Origin of the sequence: Pseudomonas imrae, from assembly GCF_046352735.2 — a bacterium.
Taxonomy (GTDB): Bacteria; Pseudomonadota; Gammaproteobacteria; order Pseudomonadales; family Pseudomonadaceae; genus Aquipseudomonas; species Aquipseudomonas imrae.
The window spans coordinates 1,309,290-1,326,883 of record NZ_CP110853.2 but is presented as its reverse complement, the minus strand read 5'-3'; the positions used below and the strand labels follow the sequence as shown (position 1 = coordinate 1,326,883).

General features: G+C 58.4%; 12 protein-coding genes. 10 read left to right on the top strand and 2 right to left on the bottom strand.

Annotation, left to right across the window (positions count from 1 at the left end):
* Nucleotides 1–17 precede the first annotated feature (17 nt).
* The 4 genes from OQ460_RS06000 (at nucleotide 18) to OQ460_RS05985 (ending at nucleotide 4,179) form a co-directional block, all read left to right on the top strand.
* Nucleotides 18–1,028 carry an ornithine carbamoyltransferase gene (locus tag OQ460_RS06000; protein ID WP_410020953.1) on the top strand — a complete coding sequence of 337 codons (1,011 nt, stop codon included), beginning with the start codon at nucleotides 18–20 and terminating at the stop codon, nucleotides 1,026–1,028.
* 98 nt (nucleotides 1,029–1,126) lie between these two features.
* On the top strand, nucleotides 1,127–2,056 hold the full coding sequence (arcC, locus tag OQ460_RS05995) for a carbamate kinase (protein ID WP_410020952.1): 930 nt from the start codon (nucleotides 1,127–1,129) through the stop codon (nucleotides 2,054–2,056).
* Nucleotides 2,057–2,098: 42 nt separating this feature from the next.
* A complete protein-coding gene (locus tag OQ460_RS05990; RefSeq protein ID WP_410020951.1) occupies nucleotides 2,099–2,461 on the top strand; it encodes a DUF5064 family protein in 363 nt (120 codons plus the stop codon).
* Nucleotides 2,462–2,670: 209 nt separating this feature from the next.
* On the top strand, nucleotides 2,671–4,179 hold the full coding sequence (locus tag OQ460_RS05985) for a sigma-54-dependent transcriptional regulator (RefSeq protein ID WP_410020950.1): 1,509 nt from the start codon (nucleotides 2,671–2,673) through the stop codon (nucleotides 4,177–4,179).
* Between the two features lie 36 nt (nucleotides 4,180–4,215).
* Here the strand turns inward: OQ460_RS05985 and OQ460_RS05980 are convergent, their stop codons facing one another.
* Nucleotides 4,216–8,928, bottom strand: a complete 4,713-nt coding sequence (locus OQ460_RS05980; protein ID WP_410020949.1) for a hypothetical protein — start codon at nucleotides 8,926–8,928, stop codon at nucleotides 4,216–4,218.
* Nucleotides 8,929–9,309: 381 nt separating this feature from the next.
* Here OQ460_RS05980 and gcvH point away from each other — a divergent pair, with 381 nt between their 5' ends.
* From gcvH to OQ460_RS05950, 6 genes are all read left to right on the top strand, one after another.
* On the top strand, nucleotides 9,310–9,693 hold the full coding sequence (gene gcvH, locus OQ460_RS05975; RefSeq protein ID WP_410020948.1) for a glycine cleavage system protein GcvH: 384 nt from the start codon (nucleotides 9,310–9,312) through the stop codon (nucleotides 9,691–9,693).
* A 10-nt stretch (nucleotides 9,694–9,703) separates the two neighbouring features.
* Nucleotides 9,704–12,553 carry an aminomethyl-transferring glycine dehydrogenase gene (gene gcvP / locus OQ460_RS05970; protein WP_410020947.1) on the top strand — a complete coding sequence of 950 codons (2,850 nt, stop codon included), beginning with the start codon at nucleotides 9,704–9,706 and terminating at the stop codon, nucleotides 12,551–12,553.
* A 101-nt stretch (nucleotides 12,554–12,654) separates the two neighbouring features.
* Nucleotides 12,655–14,031: an L-serine ammonia-lyase gene (locus OQ460_RS05965; RefSeq protein WP_410020946.1), complete on the top strand. Its 1,377-nt coding sequence runs from the start codon at nucleotides 12,655–12,657 to the stop codon at nucleotides 14,029–14,031.
* Between the two features lie 39 nt (nucleotides 14,032–14,070).
* The gene (gene gcvT, locus OQ460_RS05960) at nucleotides 14,071–15,195 is read left to right on the top strand and encodes a glycine cleavage system aminomethyltransferase GcvT (RefSeq protein WP_410020945.1); all 1,125 of its coding nucleotides are present in this window, start codon (nucleotides 14,071–14,073) and stop codon (nucleotides 15,193–15,195) included.
* Between the two features lie 389 nt (nucleotides 15,196–15,584).
* Entirely contained in the window at nucleotides 15,585–15,797 is a 213-nt protein-coding gene (locus OQ460_RS05955; protein ID WP_410020944.1) for a cold-shock protein, read from the top strand.
* Nucleotides 15,798–15,892: 95 nt separating this feature from the next.
* Nucleotides 15,893–16,381 (top strand): RDD family protein, encoded by a 489-nt coding sequence (locus OQ460_RS05950; RefSeq protein WP_410020943.1) that lies wholly within the window; start codon nucleotides 15,893–15,895, stop codon nucleotides 16,379–16,381.
* Between the two features lie 75 nt (nucleotides 16,382–16,456).
* Here OQ460_RS05950 and nadA read toward each other — a convergent pair whose 3' ends face one another.
* On the bottom strand, nucleotides 16,457–17,515 hold the full coding sequence (nadA, locus tag OQ460_RS05945) for a quinolinate synthase NadA (protein WP_410020942.1): 1,059 nt from the start codon (nucleotides 17,513–17,515) through the stop codon (nucleotides 16,457–16,459).
* Nucleotides 17,516–17,594: the final 79 nt, after the last annotated feature.

The window sequence follows — 17,594 nt, the reverse complement described above, 5'->3', positions numbered from 1 at the left end:
ACAGAAGGAGATCCACCATGGCTTTTAACATGCGTAACCGCAGCCTGCTGTCGCTGATGCACCACACCACTCGCGAGCTGCATTACCTGCTGGACTTGTCCCGTGACCTCAAGCGCGCCAAATACACCGGCACCGAACGTGCGCACCTGAAAGGCAAGAACATCGCGTTGATCTTCGAGAAAACCTCGACCCGTACCCGTTGTGCATTCGAAGTGGCGGCCCACGACCAGGGTGCCCACGTCACCTACATCGACCCGGTATCGTCGCAGATCGGCCACAAAGAAAGCATGAAAGACACCGCCCGCGTTCTGGGTCGGATGTTCGATGCCATTGAGTATCGCGGCTTCGAACAGGAGATCGTCGAAGAACTGGCCAAGTTTGCCGGCGTGCCAGTGTTCAACGGCCTGACCGCTGAATTCCACCCGACCCAGATGATCGCCGACACCCTGACCATGCGCGAACACAGCGACAAGCCGCTGCATGACATCAGCTACGCCTATCTGGGTGATGCGCGCTACAACATGGGCAACTCGTTGCTGATGATCGGCGCGAAACTGGGCATGGACGTGCGCATCGGTGCACCAAAAGCCTTGTGGCCCCACGAGGACTTCATCAAGCAGTGCCAGGCTTTTGCCGAAGAAAGTGGCGCGCGCATCACCATCACCGAAAACCCTGAAGAAGCAGTCAAGGGCGTGGACTTCATCCATACCGATATCTGGGTGTCCATGGGCGAGCCGGTGGAGGCGTGGGACGAACGCATCGAGCAACTGCTGCCGTATCAGGTCAATGCCAGGATGATGAAAGCATCGGGCAACCCCCGGGTGAAGTTCATGCACTGCCTGCCAGCGTTCCATAACAGCGAAACCAAAGTCGGCAAGGACATCGCTGCGCGGTATCCGCACCTGGCCAATGGCGTGGAAGTGACCGAAGAGGTGTTCGAATCCCCGGCCAACATCGCCTTCGAACAGGCGGAAAACCGCATGCACACCATCAAGGCGATCCTGGTGTCGGCACTCGCCGATATCTGAATCTCAAGGTTAGATCTCGGCCAATGTGGGAGCGGGCTTGCTCGCTTTCACATTTGGTCTTGTGTTCACAAGTCTGAACTTTATAAGGAATGCACACTATGCGTATCGTCGTCGCACTGGGCGGTAACGCTCTCCTGCGCCGTGGTGAACCCATGACCGCAGACAATCAACGTGCCAATATCCGAATCGCTACCGAGCAGATCGCCAGGATCCACCCCGGCAACGAGTTGGTCATCGCCCATGGCAATGGCCCGCAAGTCGGTCTGCTGTCGCTGCAAGCGGCGGCCTATACCAGTGTTTCGCCGTACCCGCTGGACGTGCTGGGCGCCGAAACCGAAGGCATGATCGGCTACATCATCGAACAGGAACTGGGCAACCTGTTGGACTTCGAAGTGCCGTTCGCCACGTTGTTGACCCAGGTGGAAGTGGATGCCAACGACCCGGCCTTCAAGCACCCGACCAAACCTATCGGTCCGGTGTATTCCAAAGCCGAAGCAGAACAACTGGCGGCTGAAAAAGGCTGGGCAATTGCACCCGATGGCGATAAATACCGTCGAGTCGTGGCCAGCCCACGTCCCAAACGCATCTTTGAAATCCGCCCGATCACCTGGTTGCTGGAAAAAGGCAGCATCGTGATCTGCGCGGGCGGCGGCGGGATTCCAACGATGTACGGCGAAGACGGCAAACTCAGGGGCGTTGAAGCAGTGATCGACAAAGACCTGTGTTCGTCGCTATTGGCCGCACAGTTGAAGGCCGATTTGCTGGTGATCGCCACCGACGTCAACGCAGCCTTTATCGACTATGGCAAGCCCACGCAAAAAGCCATTGGCCAAGCCCACCCCGACGAAATGGAGAAACTCGGCTTCGCCGCAGGCTCCATGGGCCCCAAGGTGCAAGCCGCCTGCGAGTTTGCCCGCCAGACTGGCAAAACCGCGGTGATCGGTTCACTCTCGGACATCGACGCTATTGTCCAGGGTACCGCCGGCACGCGCATCAGCACGGCAACAGCCGGGATCCAGTACCAGTAGATATTCCACGCCCCATCTGCATGCCTTGAAGGAGAAACGCCTATGGCCATGTTCGAACCCGGTCACTTGCACATCGAGCGACACGCGCTGAATGCCCAGGACTTCAGCTACAACCTGTGTATCGACTATGAAGTCAGCCAGGATCCCAAGGAAGGCAAGGGAATGCTGTTCAAAATGCATGGCTCGGTGCAGGGCAAAGACCTGAAGGAGGAGTTTTTCCTACCCAAGGACCAGGCCTTTGACTTCGCCCGGCATGCGATGAAGATTGCGCAGAAATATGGCATGCCGAAGATGGCTGTGCTCAACGGCGGCATGCACAAGCAGTACGACTTGATGTTCGAGGATGTGCGACATAAGTTGGATGTGAAATCGGGCGATCCGGTCAAACCCGAACACCTGGAATAAGAGCAGCGCATATCCCTTGTGGGACGGTTTTGTGTGGGAGCGGGCGTGCTCGCGATAGCGGTGGATCAGTCACCTGATGCGTGTCTGGTACACCGCTATCGCGAGCACGCCCGCTCCCATATTTTGATCTCCATCACCTGCCAGATTTCACCTGTACCCTCCTACAAGGCATACTGGCCACCCTCTGCATTCCAGAACCAAAACCGTCCATGCGTATCCACGTCAGCTTCATCGACCGCGTCGGCATCACCCAGGAAGTCCTGGCCTTGCTCGGTGGACGCAATCTCAACCTGGATGCGGTGGAAATGGTCCCGCCCAACGTCTATATCGACGCGCCGACCCTCAGCGCCGAGGTTCTGGAGGAGCTGCGCGATGCGCTGTTCAGCGTGCAGGGCGTGCAAGCGGTGACCGTGGTCGACATCCTCCCCGGCCAGCGCCGGCACCTGCAACTCGACGCGCTGCTGGCGGCCATGACTGACCCAGTACTGGCCCTGGACAGCGCCGGCAAGGTGCTGCTGGCCAACCCGGCGTTGATCGCCCTCTACGGTCGCGAGCCAGCCGGAGAAAGCCTGGCCGAACTGTTTGACGATCCGGCATTGCTGGACGCCTTGCTCGAGCATGGTTTCCGTCTGCCGCTGCGGGAGATCAACGTCAATGGCCAGACCCTGTTGCTCGACGCCACCCCCATCACTGACGCCGGCGCATTGCTCACCTTGTATCCACCCAACCGCATCGGCGAGCGCCTGTCGGCGTTGCACCACGACCATGCCGAAGGTTTCGATGCGCTGCTGGGTGAGTCCCCTGCGATTCGCACCCTCAAGGCGCGCGCGCAACGGGTGGCGGCTCTGGACGCTCCGTTATTGATCCAGGGAGAAACCGGCACCGGCAAGGAACTGGTCGCCCGCGCCTGCCACGCCATCAGTGCGCGCCACAGCTCGCCCTTCCTGGCATTGAACTGTGCAGCACTCCCGGAAAACCTGGCCGAGAGCGAATTGTTCGGCTATGCCCCCGGCGCCTTCACCGGTGCCCAGCGCGGCGGCAAGCCTGGCCTGATGGAGCTGGCCGACCAAGGCACGGTATTTCTTGATGAGATCGGCGAGATGTCGCCTTATCTACAGGCCAAGTTGCTGCGTTTTCTCAACGATGGCAGCTTCCGTCGTGTAGGCGGCGACCGTGAGATCAAGGTCAACGTACGCATCCTCAGCGCCACCCATCGCGACCTGGAAAAAATGGTCAGCGAAGGCACCTTCCGGGAAGACCTGTTCTATCGCCTGAACGTGCTCAACGTCGAAGTCCCGCCCCTGCGCGAACGCGGCCAGGACATCCTGCTGCTGGCTCGTTATTTCATGCAGCAAGCCTGTGCGCAGATCCAGCGCCCGGTCTGCCGCCTGGCGCCTGGTACGTACCCGGCCCTGTTGGGCAACCGCTGGCCGGGCAACGTACGTCAGTTGCAGAACGTGATCTTCCGCGCCGCCGCGATCTGCGAAAGCAGCCTGGTGGATATTGGCGACCTGGACATCGCCGGCACCTCGGTGGCGCGCCAGAGTGACGGTGAGGTCAACAGCCTGGAGCAAGCGGTGGAAGATTTTGAGCGCGGGTTGCTGGAGAAACTGTACGCCAGCTATCCCTCGACCCGACAACTGGCCAGCCGTTTGCAAACCTCGCATACCGCCATCGCCCATCGATTGCGCAAATATGGAATTCCCGGAAAGTCATAAAGTCACGCCGTTGTGGGACGGGCTCGATGCTTAGCCTTACCAGTATTGCCGACGCGCTCGACGGACTATTGAGCCCGTCGCATTAAAAAATAACTGCCGGGCCAGACGTTCGCCGATTTTGGAATAGTAAATATCAATCGCGCGGCTGTCAGACACATCGGCGAGGCTTTGAAAACTCAAAAAACGCTCTTGCAGCTTTTTCAGATGACCTGCGGTGTACGGCGTGTCGGGCGAGTCTTGTGCGCTGTAGTGAAAGTGCGCATAGCCCAGCACTGCGCCCGCCTTGTCCTGAATCATATATTCCTGCAAATAGTCGTTCTCGCGCTTGAGCTTGATACGCCCCTGAATCGATAAAATCTCAATCTCGCCCTGGCTTTTAAGGTATTCAATACCCTCCGCGACGGGCGGAAGACGCTTGGTCATTTCTATACGGATCAGCCGGCCCTGCTCGATCAGGCGACCCACAGCCTGTTCTAGCGTGAGCAACCGTTGGGATGTTATGTCCGCTGAGTCAGCGTCTGGATTTTCCCCCAGCGCCATGGCTTTGCGGATCTTGTCGGCGACCGCATTCATAGCGTTGGCCTTGCGAACAAGTCCGGCCTCGACCTGCTCAGGCACCGTACTTGTTTGCGCTTCGATACGGGCCTGATCAATATTGAGCGTTGCTCTTCCCAGCAACCTTTGAGCATCGGCCAACAGTTTTTCCAATGATCGTACCGGGCGCGACACCGCTGGTGTGACGTTGGCAACCGACTCAAACTCACTGGAGCTGCCATCACGGCGAAAGCTTGCCAGGATAAGCTTGTCGACAGGCTCTATCACGTCGACTATTTCTTCTGTCGAGCCCGGCGCACCTGTGCGTAGTAGCCCCACCATGTATCGGTTTTTCTGGTCGCGAACCAAACGTTTATCAGAGTCCAAAGCCGGCCTGCGTCGTGGCCCAGGCCCGGAAAATTTTTCGCGATTCTGCTCGCGAAGCGCAATCGCGAGCAAACGTTGTGCTTCGTGTTCAATACTATTGATGAGGCGGTACAAGCGCTGGATATAGTCCGGATCCAACAACCCAGACGAAGCCCAGTCAGCCCCGCGCAACCACGCCTGGGCGGTTTCGTATTCGCGAAGGTTATCCTTGAGCCCAGTGATGCGTTGCTCAAGGCTGATCGGGCTTGGTGGCTCCAATATCTTCTGTGAGCCTGCCGTCACACTGAGCTGTTCGATCATGTGACTTAAATGCACAAAATCCTCGAACTCCTCCGCGAACGGGCGTCGGTTCAATATCAACCCTCGGTAAACTTCCAACTGCCGCGACTTCCAGTCCAATGGCGTGGTGGACGGGGCCGCCGACAGCAGACTCGACTCCAGGTCATACCCGGGAATAGCTGTCATCTGCTCCCTGTTGTTTCGCTCCAGAATACTCAACTCAATCAACTGATCGTTAAGCTCGGCAGTTTTTAACCCTTGCGTGCGCAACGTCTGGTGCGCGAACTCTGCGACAGATACATCCTCATCCACAAGCTGAGCACGCAACTGCTGCTTTCGTTCGCTAGAAAGTGCTAAAGCGGCACGTGCAGTTTTCAGCACGCTCATTTGCTCGCGCATGTTCTCGATCAACGCTTCCAATTGCAGGATATTTTCCTGCTCAAAACCTGGGAGTGGTCTATTGGCGTTTTTTGCTATCAACAGATCCAGCTTTTCCCGCTGGCAGCGGTTTTGTTTTTTGAGCTCTATCAGGTAGCGTGCTCTGATGTTTTCCCGCAGTAGGTCAGTAAACGCACTCTGGTTCGTCTCGAAGGCTTTTTTATAGAGCTCATGCGCTGCCACCACAGGCCTCTCAGCCTCCATCAGTCGCGTCGTCGCATCGTTGTAATTGCGCCCAAGTATCTGATTATTTCTCTGGATGTTGGCACGCAGCTCGGCAGGTGTCGGTTTGGGCTGCCCCCCACGCAACTGCATACCAAGGTCGATTCCCCACACGCCTCGTGGGTTTCTCCTGAGCCACGGCCCAAGGCGTTCGTCGTTTCTCAAATCGACTATTCGCCAGCGACCGTCCAGTTGCTTGACGCCATACAATTTGCTGTTGATCAGTGTGTAGTCAGCATGGCTGCGTATTCCACTTGTGTGTTGAAGCACCACACGGCCACGTACAGGACTATTTTTTGAAAGGATGGCGGGATTCGTGGGCCTACTCTCCCCTGCCCTCGGCGACCATTGAAACGTCGCAAGCTGCGCACGCTGCGCCGCATTGAGCCTCAGCGTTGCGTTGGCCCAAGAGGAGTCCACAATCGTTACATCCGCCATCGCGCTGTGCCAATCAAACGTCGACACCGATTGCCTTGAGTGAACGGGCGCAATGGCCTCGCCACCACCCGTCCACCGAATGTCAGGCTCGACCCCCATCAAGCCCAAACGCTCCTCCAGCATCACAACAGGGCTCATCAGCAGACCCGAAAGACTTCCGATCAGCTCGGCCATCATATCGGCGCGAGCCTCCTGACTGGCATCGGATGGCAGGGCGAGCACCGCCCGAAAGCTTGCGGATATTTGCAACAGCCATCCGGCGGTGGCCACCGGTCCTCTGAGCATGGGCAGCACCGCATTGAAGAGCTGCCAGAGGTTGTTCCTGAACAGCGTCCAGCGCAGCGCCTCGTTGGAGACCGATTGTTTTTCAGCGCTCTGCCACAGGCTTCTGGCGTTTTGATCGAAGACAACGTCGAGGAACTCCCCGGGCACCGTTTCATCACACAGCAACGCAGGGCTGGAAGCAGGCAACACACTGAACTCATCGCCGGGCAAAACACGTTGAAAACGCGGGTTTAGAAAACCACCATTGTCAAATATCGCCCGGCTGCGCTCGGAGAAACGCTCAAGCACCAAATGCTGCAAGTCGCTGCCTGTCCGAGCGACCTCATCGAGCAATGCCTGGCGACTGGGGAACTGCTCAAGTACAACTGCAGCGTGATCAGGTCGATACAGGACATGAGGCAAATGCCCATTGTCTCGAGGACCTATCACAAACAGATTTGCCGCCGTATGAACCGTTCCGCCGGCGTGAGCAAGAAATCCCAGCGGCCGAGCCACGATCACCTCATCCGCCACCCTGCGCAACGCGTGATCAGTGCGCATCATCGCTTGCACCACGTTGTACCCCTGCCGGGTAAACCCGTTGCTGCGCACGAGGCTGTACTCAAGGGCCAACATCGGTAATTGAAGCATCATTTGGTCGCGGAACAATCGGCGGCGACGTGCCGACTCGGCAGCATCCAGGTACAACTTGTCTTTGAGAAGGACCGGGTAATGTTTGCCCACATCGACAGCCGCCATCAATTTATTCAGGTAATCGCCCTGGGTTAACCAAACCGGCACATTGCCCGGGTCTGCCTGATTGACGATATCTATGCTGGCGTAGGGCGTGGCATACGGGTTTTCCAATGACCACAGGGTCAAGGTTCGTGTGGTGCTCTGTGTCCAACCAATCGTCGAGCCCTGGGTCCGCTTAACGGTGAGCAGATAATCGTCCGGGTTGAGACCCCCCTTTTCCGGGAAATCTATCAGCATCTGCTGCTGCAGCTTTTTGCGTGCATACACATCGATAGGCTCAAGCCCATCGAGAAATGAGGCGCCGCCAGTTCGCCGTTGCAGGTCAGCAAGACGAGCGCACCACTGGCCATAAGCCTGGCGATCAGCCGCCCCGGCTGCTTGCAACCAGAGAGGCAGTTGCTCTTCGTTAGGCTGCCCAACACGCTCCGAGTCGAACCAAACCAGTGGCGAAGTGAGTTTATGAAATACGCCTACATAACTGGCGACCTCGGGTAATTCCGACCAGTCGACCTTTTTCAGGCTCCTCAGTTGCCCGTCCAGCAAAGTCTGCGCCAGGGCATCAAAGGCGTTGCCTGCCGGCTCCTTGAGCACCCATTTGATCGCAATGCCCGGCTTGTAGTCGCGCATATAGCGAGGCAGCAACGCGCCCAAATCATCCAGTGTGCCGAGCCTCACTACATTCATGGCCGGGATATACAATAGGATGACTGTTTCCTGGTCGACGTCGCGCTTCAGGACCAGCATGGGAAGCCATTCACCCAATTGCCCTTCGTGGGCGGCATATACCTGATAGATCCACAATCGGTTCGTCTCGCCCACTACTTGCCGGTCCTGGCGGTCCCCCCAGAGCTGCTCAGGATCATCGCTCAGGAACATTTTTTGTTGCGCGGACGTCAGCGGTGGGTTCTGCCGGGCCTTACGCAAGCACAAGCGCAAGTGCCGGCCTACAGCGTGCCAACGACTCAGCGAAGAGTCATCGGGTACCCGCGCATTCCAATATTCCACGAGCCTCGACCAAAAACCGTCGAGCAACCTGGGGGCGAGGGCGTTGAGCATGAACTCGATATCATCGACCGAGATAGCTTTGTCCGCCGGTTTGAACTCATCACCTGCGGTATTCACCAGCAATTGATGATGGCCCGAGGTGTAGTTCAAGACCTTGCCGACCATGCGGCACTGGATAAGGGCATCGCTCAAAGGTACAAGCTGGTTATAGGTCGCCCCACGATGTGACCCCGTTTGTTGTATGACACCAATCCAACAAGCACTCGCTCGCAGATTGGAGCCGGCAAACAAGTCGTCAAACCATTCCTGGATCATCACTTGGGCGACTTGCGTCAAGGTCAAACGCCTAGCAAACACCCCGGCGAGGTAGTTGTGCGACTCCTGTGCCTGCTGAGTTTCTGTGGGTGGCGATGTGTGGCTGTTCATGGCGATATTCCCGATCAAGTGATGATCGCAACATAGATCGCCGACAAATGAATCAGGCAGTAGATAGATCGCACCTCATGCACGCAGACTCAAAAACGCCCTCCACCCGTATCAAAAACGCTACACCGGAACGATTTCAATACAGCACTAAGTCCCTCTGGTTTTGCAAGGTTTTGATCCCTAAGTGCATTTTTACAACTCAGGCATGTATTGATTTCGTTCCACAACAATCTCCGCCAATTTCAAAAATTAAGCTCAAGCAACTGATAAATATAGATAAATTTAAAATGGCCGATTTTTTGCTTGAAGTTTGGTTATGCGCTCGGCTGACACGAGCATTTAATCCCGTCCACCAGACGATTCTGGCCCTGAGGAGTTTCCATGAGCGAGTTGCGTTTCACTGAAGATCACGAATGGCTGCGCGCCGAAGCCGATGGCAGCGTCACCGTGGGTATCACCGCTTTTGCGCAGGACGCGCTGGGTGATGTGGTTTTCGTGCAACTGCCGGAGTTGCAGGCTTACGACAAAGGCGCTGAAGCCTCCACCGTGGAATCGGTAAAAGCCGCCAGCGGCGTCTACATGCCGCTGGACGGTGAAGTGCTGGAAGTTAACGACAAACTTGATGGCAGCCCGGAACTGGTCAACGAAGACCCGATGGGCGAAGGCTGGTTCTTCCGCTTTAAACCAGCCGACGCCGAGGCAGTGGCTAAGCTGTTGGATCAGGATGCGTACGACCGCCTGATCAAAGCCAACGCCGAAGCTTGAGGAGCGCGCCATGACTGTTCAACTGACGACCGCCAACGAATTCATCGCCCGCCACATCGGCCCGCGCCAGGAAGACGAGCAGCAGATGCTTGCCAGCCTGGGCTTTGACTCCCTCGAAGCGCTGAGCGCCAGCGTGATCCCGGAAAGCATCAAGGGCACCTCGGTGCTGGGCATGAATGACGGCTTGAGCGAAGCCGATGCCCTGGCTTCGATCAAGGCTATCGCCGCCAAGAACCAACTGTTCAAGACCTACATCGGCCAGGGCTACTACAACTGCCACACGCCGTCGCCGATCCTGCGTAACCTGTTGGAAAACCCGGCCTGGTACACCGCCTACACCCCGTACCAACCAGAGATTTCCCAGGGCCGCCTGGAAGCACTGCTGAACTTCCAGACCCTGATCAGCGACCTCACCGGCCTGCCGATCGCCAACGCTTCCCTGCTCGACGAAGCCACCGCCGCCGCCGAAGCCATGACCTTCTGCAAGCGCCTGAGCAAGAACAAGGGCAGCAACGCCTTCTTCGCCTCGATCCACAGCCACCCGCAAACCCTCGATGTGCTGCGCACCCGCGCCGAGCCGTTGGGTATCGATGTGGTGGTGGGCGACGAGCGTCAGTTGAGCGACGTCAGCGCGTTTTTCGGCGCGCTGCTGCAATACCCGGCAAGCAACGGTGATGTGTTCGACTACCGCGAACTGACCGAACGCTTCCACGCCGCCAACGCCTTGGTGGCCGTGGCCGCCGACCTGCTGGCCCTGACCCTGCTGACGCCTCCAGGCGAATTCGGCGCGGACGTGGCCATCGGCAGCGCGCAACGCTTCGGCGTGCCGCTGGGCTTCGGTGGCCCGCATGCGGCCTACTTCTCCACCAAGGATGCGTTCAAGCGTGATATGCCGGGCCGCCTGGTGGGCGTCTCCGTCGACCGTTTCGGCAAGCCGGCCCTACGTCTGGCGATGCAGACCCGCGAGCAACATATCCGCCGCGAAAAAGCCACCAGCAACATCTGCACCGCCCAGGTCCTGCTCGCCAACATCGCCAGCATGTACGCCGTGTACCACGGTCCCAAAGGCCTGACCCAGATTGCCCAACGCATTCATCACCTGACCGCGATCCTGGCCAAAGGCTTGAACGCCCTGGGCCTGAAGGTCGAGCAGGAAAACTTCTTCGACACCCTGACGATCAAGACCGGCGCCAGCACCGCAGCCCTGCACGACAAAGCCCATGCCCAACGCATCAACCTGCGTGTCGTGGACGCCGAGCGCCTGGGCCTGTCGGTGGACGAAACCACTGCGCAAGCCGACATCGAAACCCTGTTCGCGCTGTTCGCCGGCGACAAGGCCCTGCCAGACTTCGCAACCCTGGCCGCCAGTGTCGACAGCACCTTGCCAACTGCGCTGCTGCGCCAGTCGCCGATCCTCAGCCACCCGGTCTTCAACCGTTATCACTCGGAAACCGAGCTGATGCGCTACCTGCGCAAGCTCGCCGACAAGGACCTGGCCCTGGATCGCACCATGATCCCGCTGGGCTCCTGCACCATGAAACTCAACGCCGCCAGCGAAATGATCCCGGTGACCTGGGCTGAATTCGGCGCCTTGCACCCCTTCGCGCCCGCAGAACAAAGCGCCGGCTACCAGCAACTGACCACCGAACTGGAGGCCATGCTCTGCGCGGCCACAGGTTACGACGCGATCTCGCTGCAGCCGAACGCCGGCTCCCAAGGTGAGTACGCGGGCCTGTTGGCGATTCGTGCCTACCACCAGAGCCGTGGCGATGACCGCCGCGATATCTGCCTGATCCCCTCGTCGGCCCACGGCACCAACCCGGCGACCGCCAACATGGCCGGTATGCGCGTAGTGGTCACCGCCTGCGACGCGCGGGGCAACGTTGATATCGAAGACTTGCGTGCCAAGGCCATCGAGCACCGTGACCACCTCGCTGCGCTGATGATCACCTATCCGTCGACTCACGGAGTATTCGAGGAGGGTATCCGCGAAATCTGCGGGATCATTCATGACAACGGCGGCCAGGTATACATCGACGGCGCCAACATGAACGCGATGGTCGGCCTCTGCGCACCCGGCAAGTTCGGCGGCGACGTGTCCCACCTGAACCTGCACAAGACCTTCTGCATCCCCCACGGAGGCGGCGGCCCGGGCGTTGGGCCGATTGGCGTCAAATCCCACCTCACGCCATTCCTGCCCGGCCACGCCGCCATGGAGCGCAAGGAAGGCGCAGTCTGCGCAGCACCGTTCGGCAGCGCGAGCATTCTGCCGATCACCTGGATGTACATCAGCATGATGGGCGGCGCCGGCCTCCAGCGTGCTTCGCAGCTGGCGATCCTGAACGCCAACTACATCTCCCGTCGCCTGGAAGAGCACTATCCAGTGCTTTACACCGGTAGCAACGGCCTGGTTGCTCACGAGTGCATCCTGGACTTGCGTCCGTTGAAAGACAGCAGCGGCATCAGCGTCGACGACGTGGCCAAGCGCCTGATTGACTTTGGTTTCCACGCACCAACCATGTCGTTCCCGGTGGCCGGTACCTTGATGATCGAGCCGACCGAAAGTGAGTCCAAGGAAGAACTGGACCGCTTCTGCGACGCGATGATCGCCATCCGCGAAGAAATCCGCGCGGTGGAAAACGGCACATTGGACAAAGACGACAACCCGCTGAAGAACGCTCCGCACACCGCAGCGGAACTGGTGGGTGAATGGAGCCACCCATACAGTCGCGAACAGGCGGTTTACCCGGTGGCATCGTTGATCGAGGGTAAGTACTGGCCGCCGGTTGGGCGTGTCGACAACGTGTTTGGCGACCGTAACCTGGTATGCGCATGCCCTTCGATAGAGAGCTACGCCTGATCTGACTGAGCGAATACGGTCAAACATGTGGGAGCGGGCTTGCTCGCTCCCACAATTAGACCGATTGCACTCGACACATAATAAGAAACCGGAGAACAACCATGTCCCTTAGCGTGTTCGACCTGTTCAAGATTGGCATCGGCCCCTCCAGTTCCCATACCGTCGGCCCGATGCGCGCCGCGGCCCGGTTTGTCGAGGGCTTGCGACGTGACAACCTGCTGAGCACCACCACCAGCGTAAAGGTGGAACTCTACGGCTCCCTCGGCGCCACCGGCAAAGGCCATGGCAGCGACAAAGCCGTGTTGCTTGGCCTGGAAGGCGAACACCCGGACACCGTCAACACTGAAACCGTGGCTGAGCGCCTGGCGCAAATGCGCAAGGACGGCCGCTTGAACCTGCTCGGCGAACACAGCATTGCGTTCAACGAGAAAGAACACCTGGCGATGATTCGCAAACCCCTCGCCTACCATCCCAACGGCATGATCTTTCGCGCCTTCGACGCCACAAACATCCAGATTCGCAGCCGTGAATACTATTCGGTCGGCGGCGGGTTCGTGGTGGATGAAGACGCCGCCGGCGCCGACCGTATCGTCGAAGATGCAACGCCCCTGACTTTCCCGTTCAAAAGCGCCAAGGACTTGCTCGGCCATTGCGCCACCTATGGGCTACCCATCAGCCAGGTGATGCTGACCAACGAAAGTGCCTGGCGCCCTGAAGCAGAAACCCGCAGTGGCCTGCTGAACATCTGGCAAGTGATGCAGGACTGCGTGGATGCCGGCTGTCGCAACGAAGGAATTCTGCCCGGCGGCCTGAAGGTCAAGCGCCGAGCGGCAGCGCTGCACCGCCAGTTGTGCAAGAACCCGGAGTCCTCACTGCGTGACCCGTTGTCCGTGCTCGATTGGGTCAACCTGTACGCCCTGGCGGTCAATGAAGAAAACGCCAATGGCGGGCGCGTGGTGACAGCGCCTACCAATGGCGCAGCCGGCATTGTGCCAGCAGTGCTGCATTACTACATGCGCTTCATCCCCGGAGCCAGCGAAGACGGTGTGGTGCGTTTCCTCCTTACCGCCGCTGCGATTGGCATCCTCTACAAAGAAAACGCTTCGATTTCCGGCGCTGAGGTCGGTTGCCAGGGTGAAGTCGGCGTGGCCTGCTCCATGGCTGCAGGAGCCTTGTGTGAAGTGCTGGGCGGTACGGTTTCCCAAGTGGAGAACGCTGCAGAGATCGGCATGGAACACAACCTCGGCCTGACCTGCGACCCCATCGGCGGGCTGGTGCAGGTGCCGTGTATCGAGCGCAACGCCATGGGCTCGGTCAAAGCCATCAATGCCGTGCGCATGGCCCTGCGCGGCGACGGGCAACACTTCGTCTCGCTGGATAAGGTCATCCGTACCATGCGCCAGACCGGCGCCGACATGAAAAGCAAATACAAAGAAACCGCTCGCGGCGGTCTGGCGGTCAACATTATCGAGTGCTGACGCCAACTGGCGCGTCCGCACGTTTTTCAGGAGCTGAATATGTCCACCGAAACCCTGTTGAAAACCCCGCTCCACGCCCTGCATATTGAACTGGGCGCGCGCATGGTGCCGTTTGCCGGCTATGCCATGCCAGTGCAATACCCGCTGGGTGTGATGAAGGAACACCTGCATACCCGTGAACAGGCCGGGTTGTTCGATGTGTCGCACATGGGCCAGATTCGCCTGACCGGCGCGGATGCCGCCAAGGCCCTGGAAACCCTGGTGCCGGTGGACATCATCGACCTGCCGGTGGGCATGCAGCGTTATGCCATGTTCACCAACGATCAGGGCGGCATTCTTGACGACTTGATGGTCGCGAACCTGGGCAATGACGAGCTTTTTCTGGTGGTCAACGCTGCCTGCAAGGATCAAGACCTGGCTCACCTTCGCCAACACATTGGCAATCAATGCAGCATCGAGTCACTGTTCGAGGAACGCGCCCTGTTGGCGCTGCAAGGTCCGGCAGCGGTCAAGGTGCTCGCGCGCCTGGCGCCTGAAGTCACCCAAATGACGTTTATGCAGTTCGCGACCCTGCGCCTGCTGGGCGTGGACTGCTATGTCAGTCGCTCCGGCTACACCGGTGAAGACGGTTTCGAAATTTCCGTCCCAGCGGCCAATGCCGAAAGCCTGGCCCGCAGCCTGCTGGCCGAAACCGAAGTCGCAGCCATCGGCCTCGGCGCACGCGACTCACTGCGCCTGGAAGCCGGCCTGTGCCTCTACGGTCATGACATGAACACCGACACCACACCGATTGAGGCGAGCCTCTTGTGGGCAATCTCCAAAGCCCGTCGCGCCGACGGTGCTCGGGCTGGTGGGTTCCCTGGTGCTGATCGCATTTTCACTCAGCAGCAAACCGGCGTCAGACGCAAGCGCGTGGGTTTGTTGCCGCAAGAGCGCACACCGGTACGCGAAGGCGCAGAAATCGTCGACGAGCACGGTACTGTCATCGGCAGCGTTTGCAGCGGCGGCTTTGGCCCAACCCTCGGCGGACCACTTGCGATGGGTTACCTGGATCACGCTTTTACCACGCTGGATACCCAAGTATCGGCAATGGTACGCGGGAAAAAGGTGCCACTTCATGTAAGTAAAATGCCATTTGTGCCACAACGTTACTATCGCGGCTGATTGGTTGTTTCTATAAGTAACGTAGTTGCGCATGCATGCACTAATCTGTAACGCAACCGCCATAAAATAGTGCAGTTACGATAGTCATTATTTTGCGGGACTGCTTATAACAAGTGGCTAAGGCTATCGAATAAGACACTTCGGCAATACTGGCCGAAGTGTCTTATTCCCGTGTAAACAAGCGGCTTGCACAGGGCTTGTTTTTTCCATATTGGTTGGCGTAGAGTTTGCCCACTGTGTTTGCATGGGTCGCTTGGAACCTGGACCTGGGCAGTAGCCAATGTATGCTACAACCCGTTCGACGTCTCTTACTTTCCTGCAACCCAGCCCAGTACTCTTTCATTTGAAAGGGGCTGTCATTAATTTTTAGCGTCAAAGGAAAGAAGAAAATGGCTGAACGTCAGAGCGGTATCGTCAAGTGGTTTAACGACGAGAAAGGTTTTGGTTTTATCACTCCTGACAGCGGTCCGGATCTGTTCGTACATTTCCGCGCCATTCAGGGCAACGGCTTCAAAAGCCTGAAAGAAGGCCAGAAAGTGACCTTCGTTTCGGTGCAAGGCCAAAAAGGCCTGCAGGCCGACGAAGTACAAGCAGAAGGCTAAGCCTGCTGCGACAAAAAGCCCCTGATGGTGACATCAGGGGCTTTTTTATGTGCGTTTGTCCGTAAAATGGCTTTTTCCCTTCAGAGAGCCCAGCCATGTCGAAACACCTGCTAAGCCCCCAAGGCGCATTTCCCCCCGTGGGCCTGGGCCGTCGCCTGGCAGCGATGTTCTATGACTTCCTGCTATGTACCGCTTTGCTGATCGTCACCGCCTTCGTCTACAAACTGGTGGGAATCGCCTTTGTCGGCGAAGCCAGGATGCGCGCACTCTCGGAGTCTGGCGCGCTGGACGGTGACCCCTTGCTGTCGACGCTTCTGTTTTTTGTGCTGTTCGGATTTTTCGCCAAATTCTGGACCCACTCCGGGCAGACGTTGGGTATGCAAGTATGGGGCGTGCGGGTGCAAAACGCCGATGGCTCGCGCATCAGTCTGTGGCAAGCGTTGTTGCGTTTTGTGGTGTCGATTGCGTCATGGCTGTGCGCAGGGCTGGGGTTTATCTGGTCGTTGGTAGACAAGAAAAAGCGCGCCTGGCATGACATCTATTCCGACACGCAACTGGTGCGAATCCCGAAGCAGAAGAAATAAAATTCTAGCCAGTGGACAACAAAATGTGGGAGCGGGCTTGCTCGCTCCCACATTTGCTAATGCGTTTACCTCAAATCAGGCGTTACCCGCCAGCCTCAGGCGCGCAGCCTGGGTGAAGTCGAGCATACGCTTGAGTGGGCGCACTGCATGAGGGATCAATGACGGCTCGACGAAGATCTCGTTGGTGCCTTCACGCAGGCATTGCAACGTGCGCTCCAGCGTATTCATCGCCATCCACGGGCAGTGCGCGCAACTGCGGCATGCCGCGCCATTGCCAGCGGTAGGCGCCTCGACGAAAATCTTGTCCGGACACAGCTGCTGCATCTTGTAGAAAATGCCGCGATCGGTCGCCACGATAAAGGTCTTGTTCGGCAGGCGTTGAGCTGCTGCGATCAACTGGCTGGTGGAACCCACGGCGTCGGCCAATTCGATGACCGCCGTCGGGGATTCCGGGTGAACCAGGATCGCAGCATCCGGATACAGGGCCTTCATGTCCTCCAATTGCTTGGACTTGAACTCTTCGTGGACGATGCAGGCACCATCCCATAGCAGCATGTCAGCACCGGTCTGGCGCTGGATGTAGGTACCCAGGTGCTTGTCCGGCCCCCAGATGATGGTCTCGCCGTTGTCCATCAGGCTTTCGACGATCTCCAGGGCGCAACTGGAGGTCACTACCCAATCAGCACGGGCCTTGACCGCGGCCGAGGTGTTGGCATACACCACCACGGTGCGCTCGGGATGTTGATCGCAGAATGCGGAAAACTCATCCACCGGGCATCCCAGATCCAGGGAGCAGGTCGCTTCCAGGGTCGGCATCAGGATACGTTTTTCAGGGGTGAGGATTTTTGCAGTCTCGCCCATGAAGCGTACACCAGCGACCAGTACGGTCTTGGCCGGGTGCGCAGCGCCGAAACGCGCCATCTCCAGGGAGTCGGAAACACAGCCGCCGGTTTCCTCGGCCAGGGCCTGGATGACCGGGTCACAGTAGAAATGGGCAACCAGTACCGCATCTTGAGCCTTGAGCTCAGCAGCAATGGCAGAACGTAAGCTCGCCTCTTCTTCGACACTGAGCACCTTGGGCTGCTTGGCGTCAAGGTGAGCTTGGACCAGAAGGCGTTCGGAAATTTGCGTCATGTTCGCAAGACCTGCAGGCGCCGTTGCGCGAAAGTCGAGTGTACCACCGGCTCTGGAGCCCTTCGGGCGCCGCCGGACG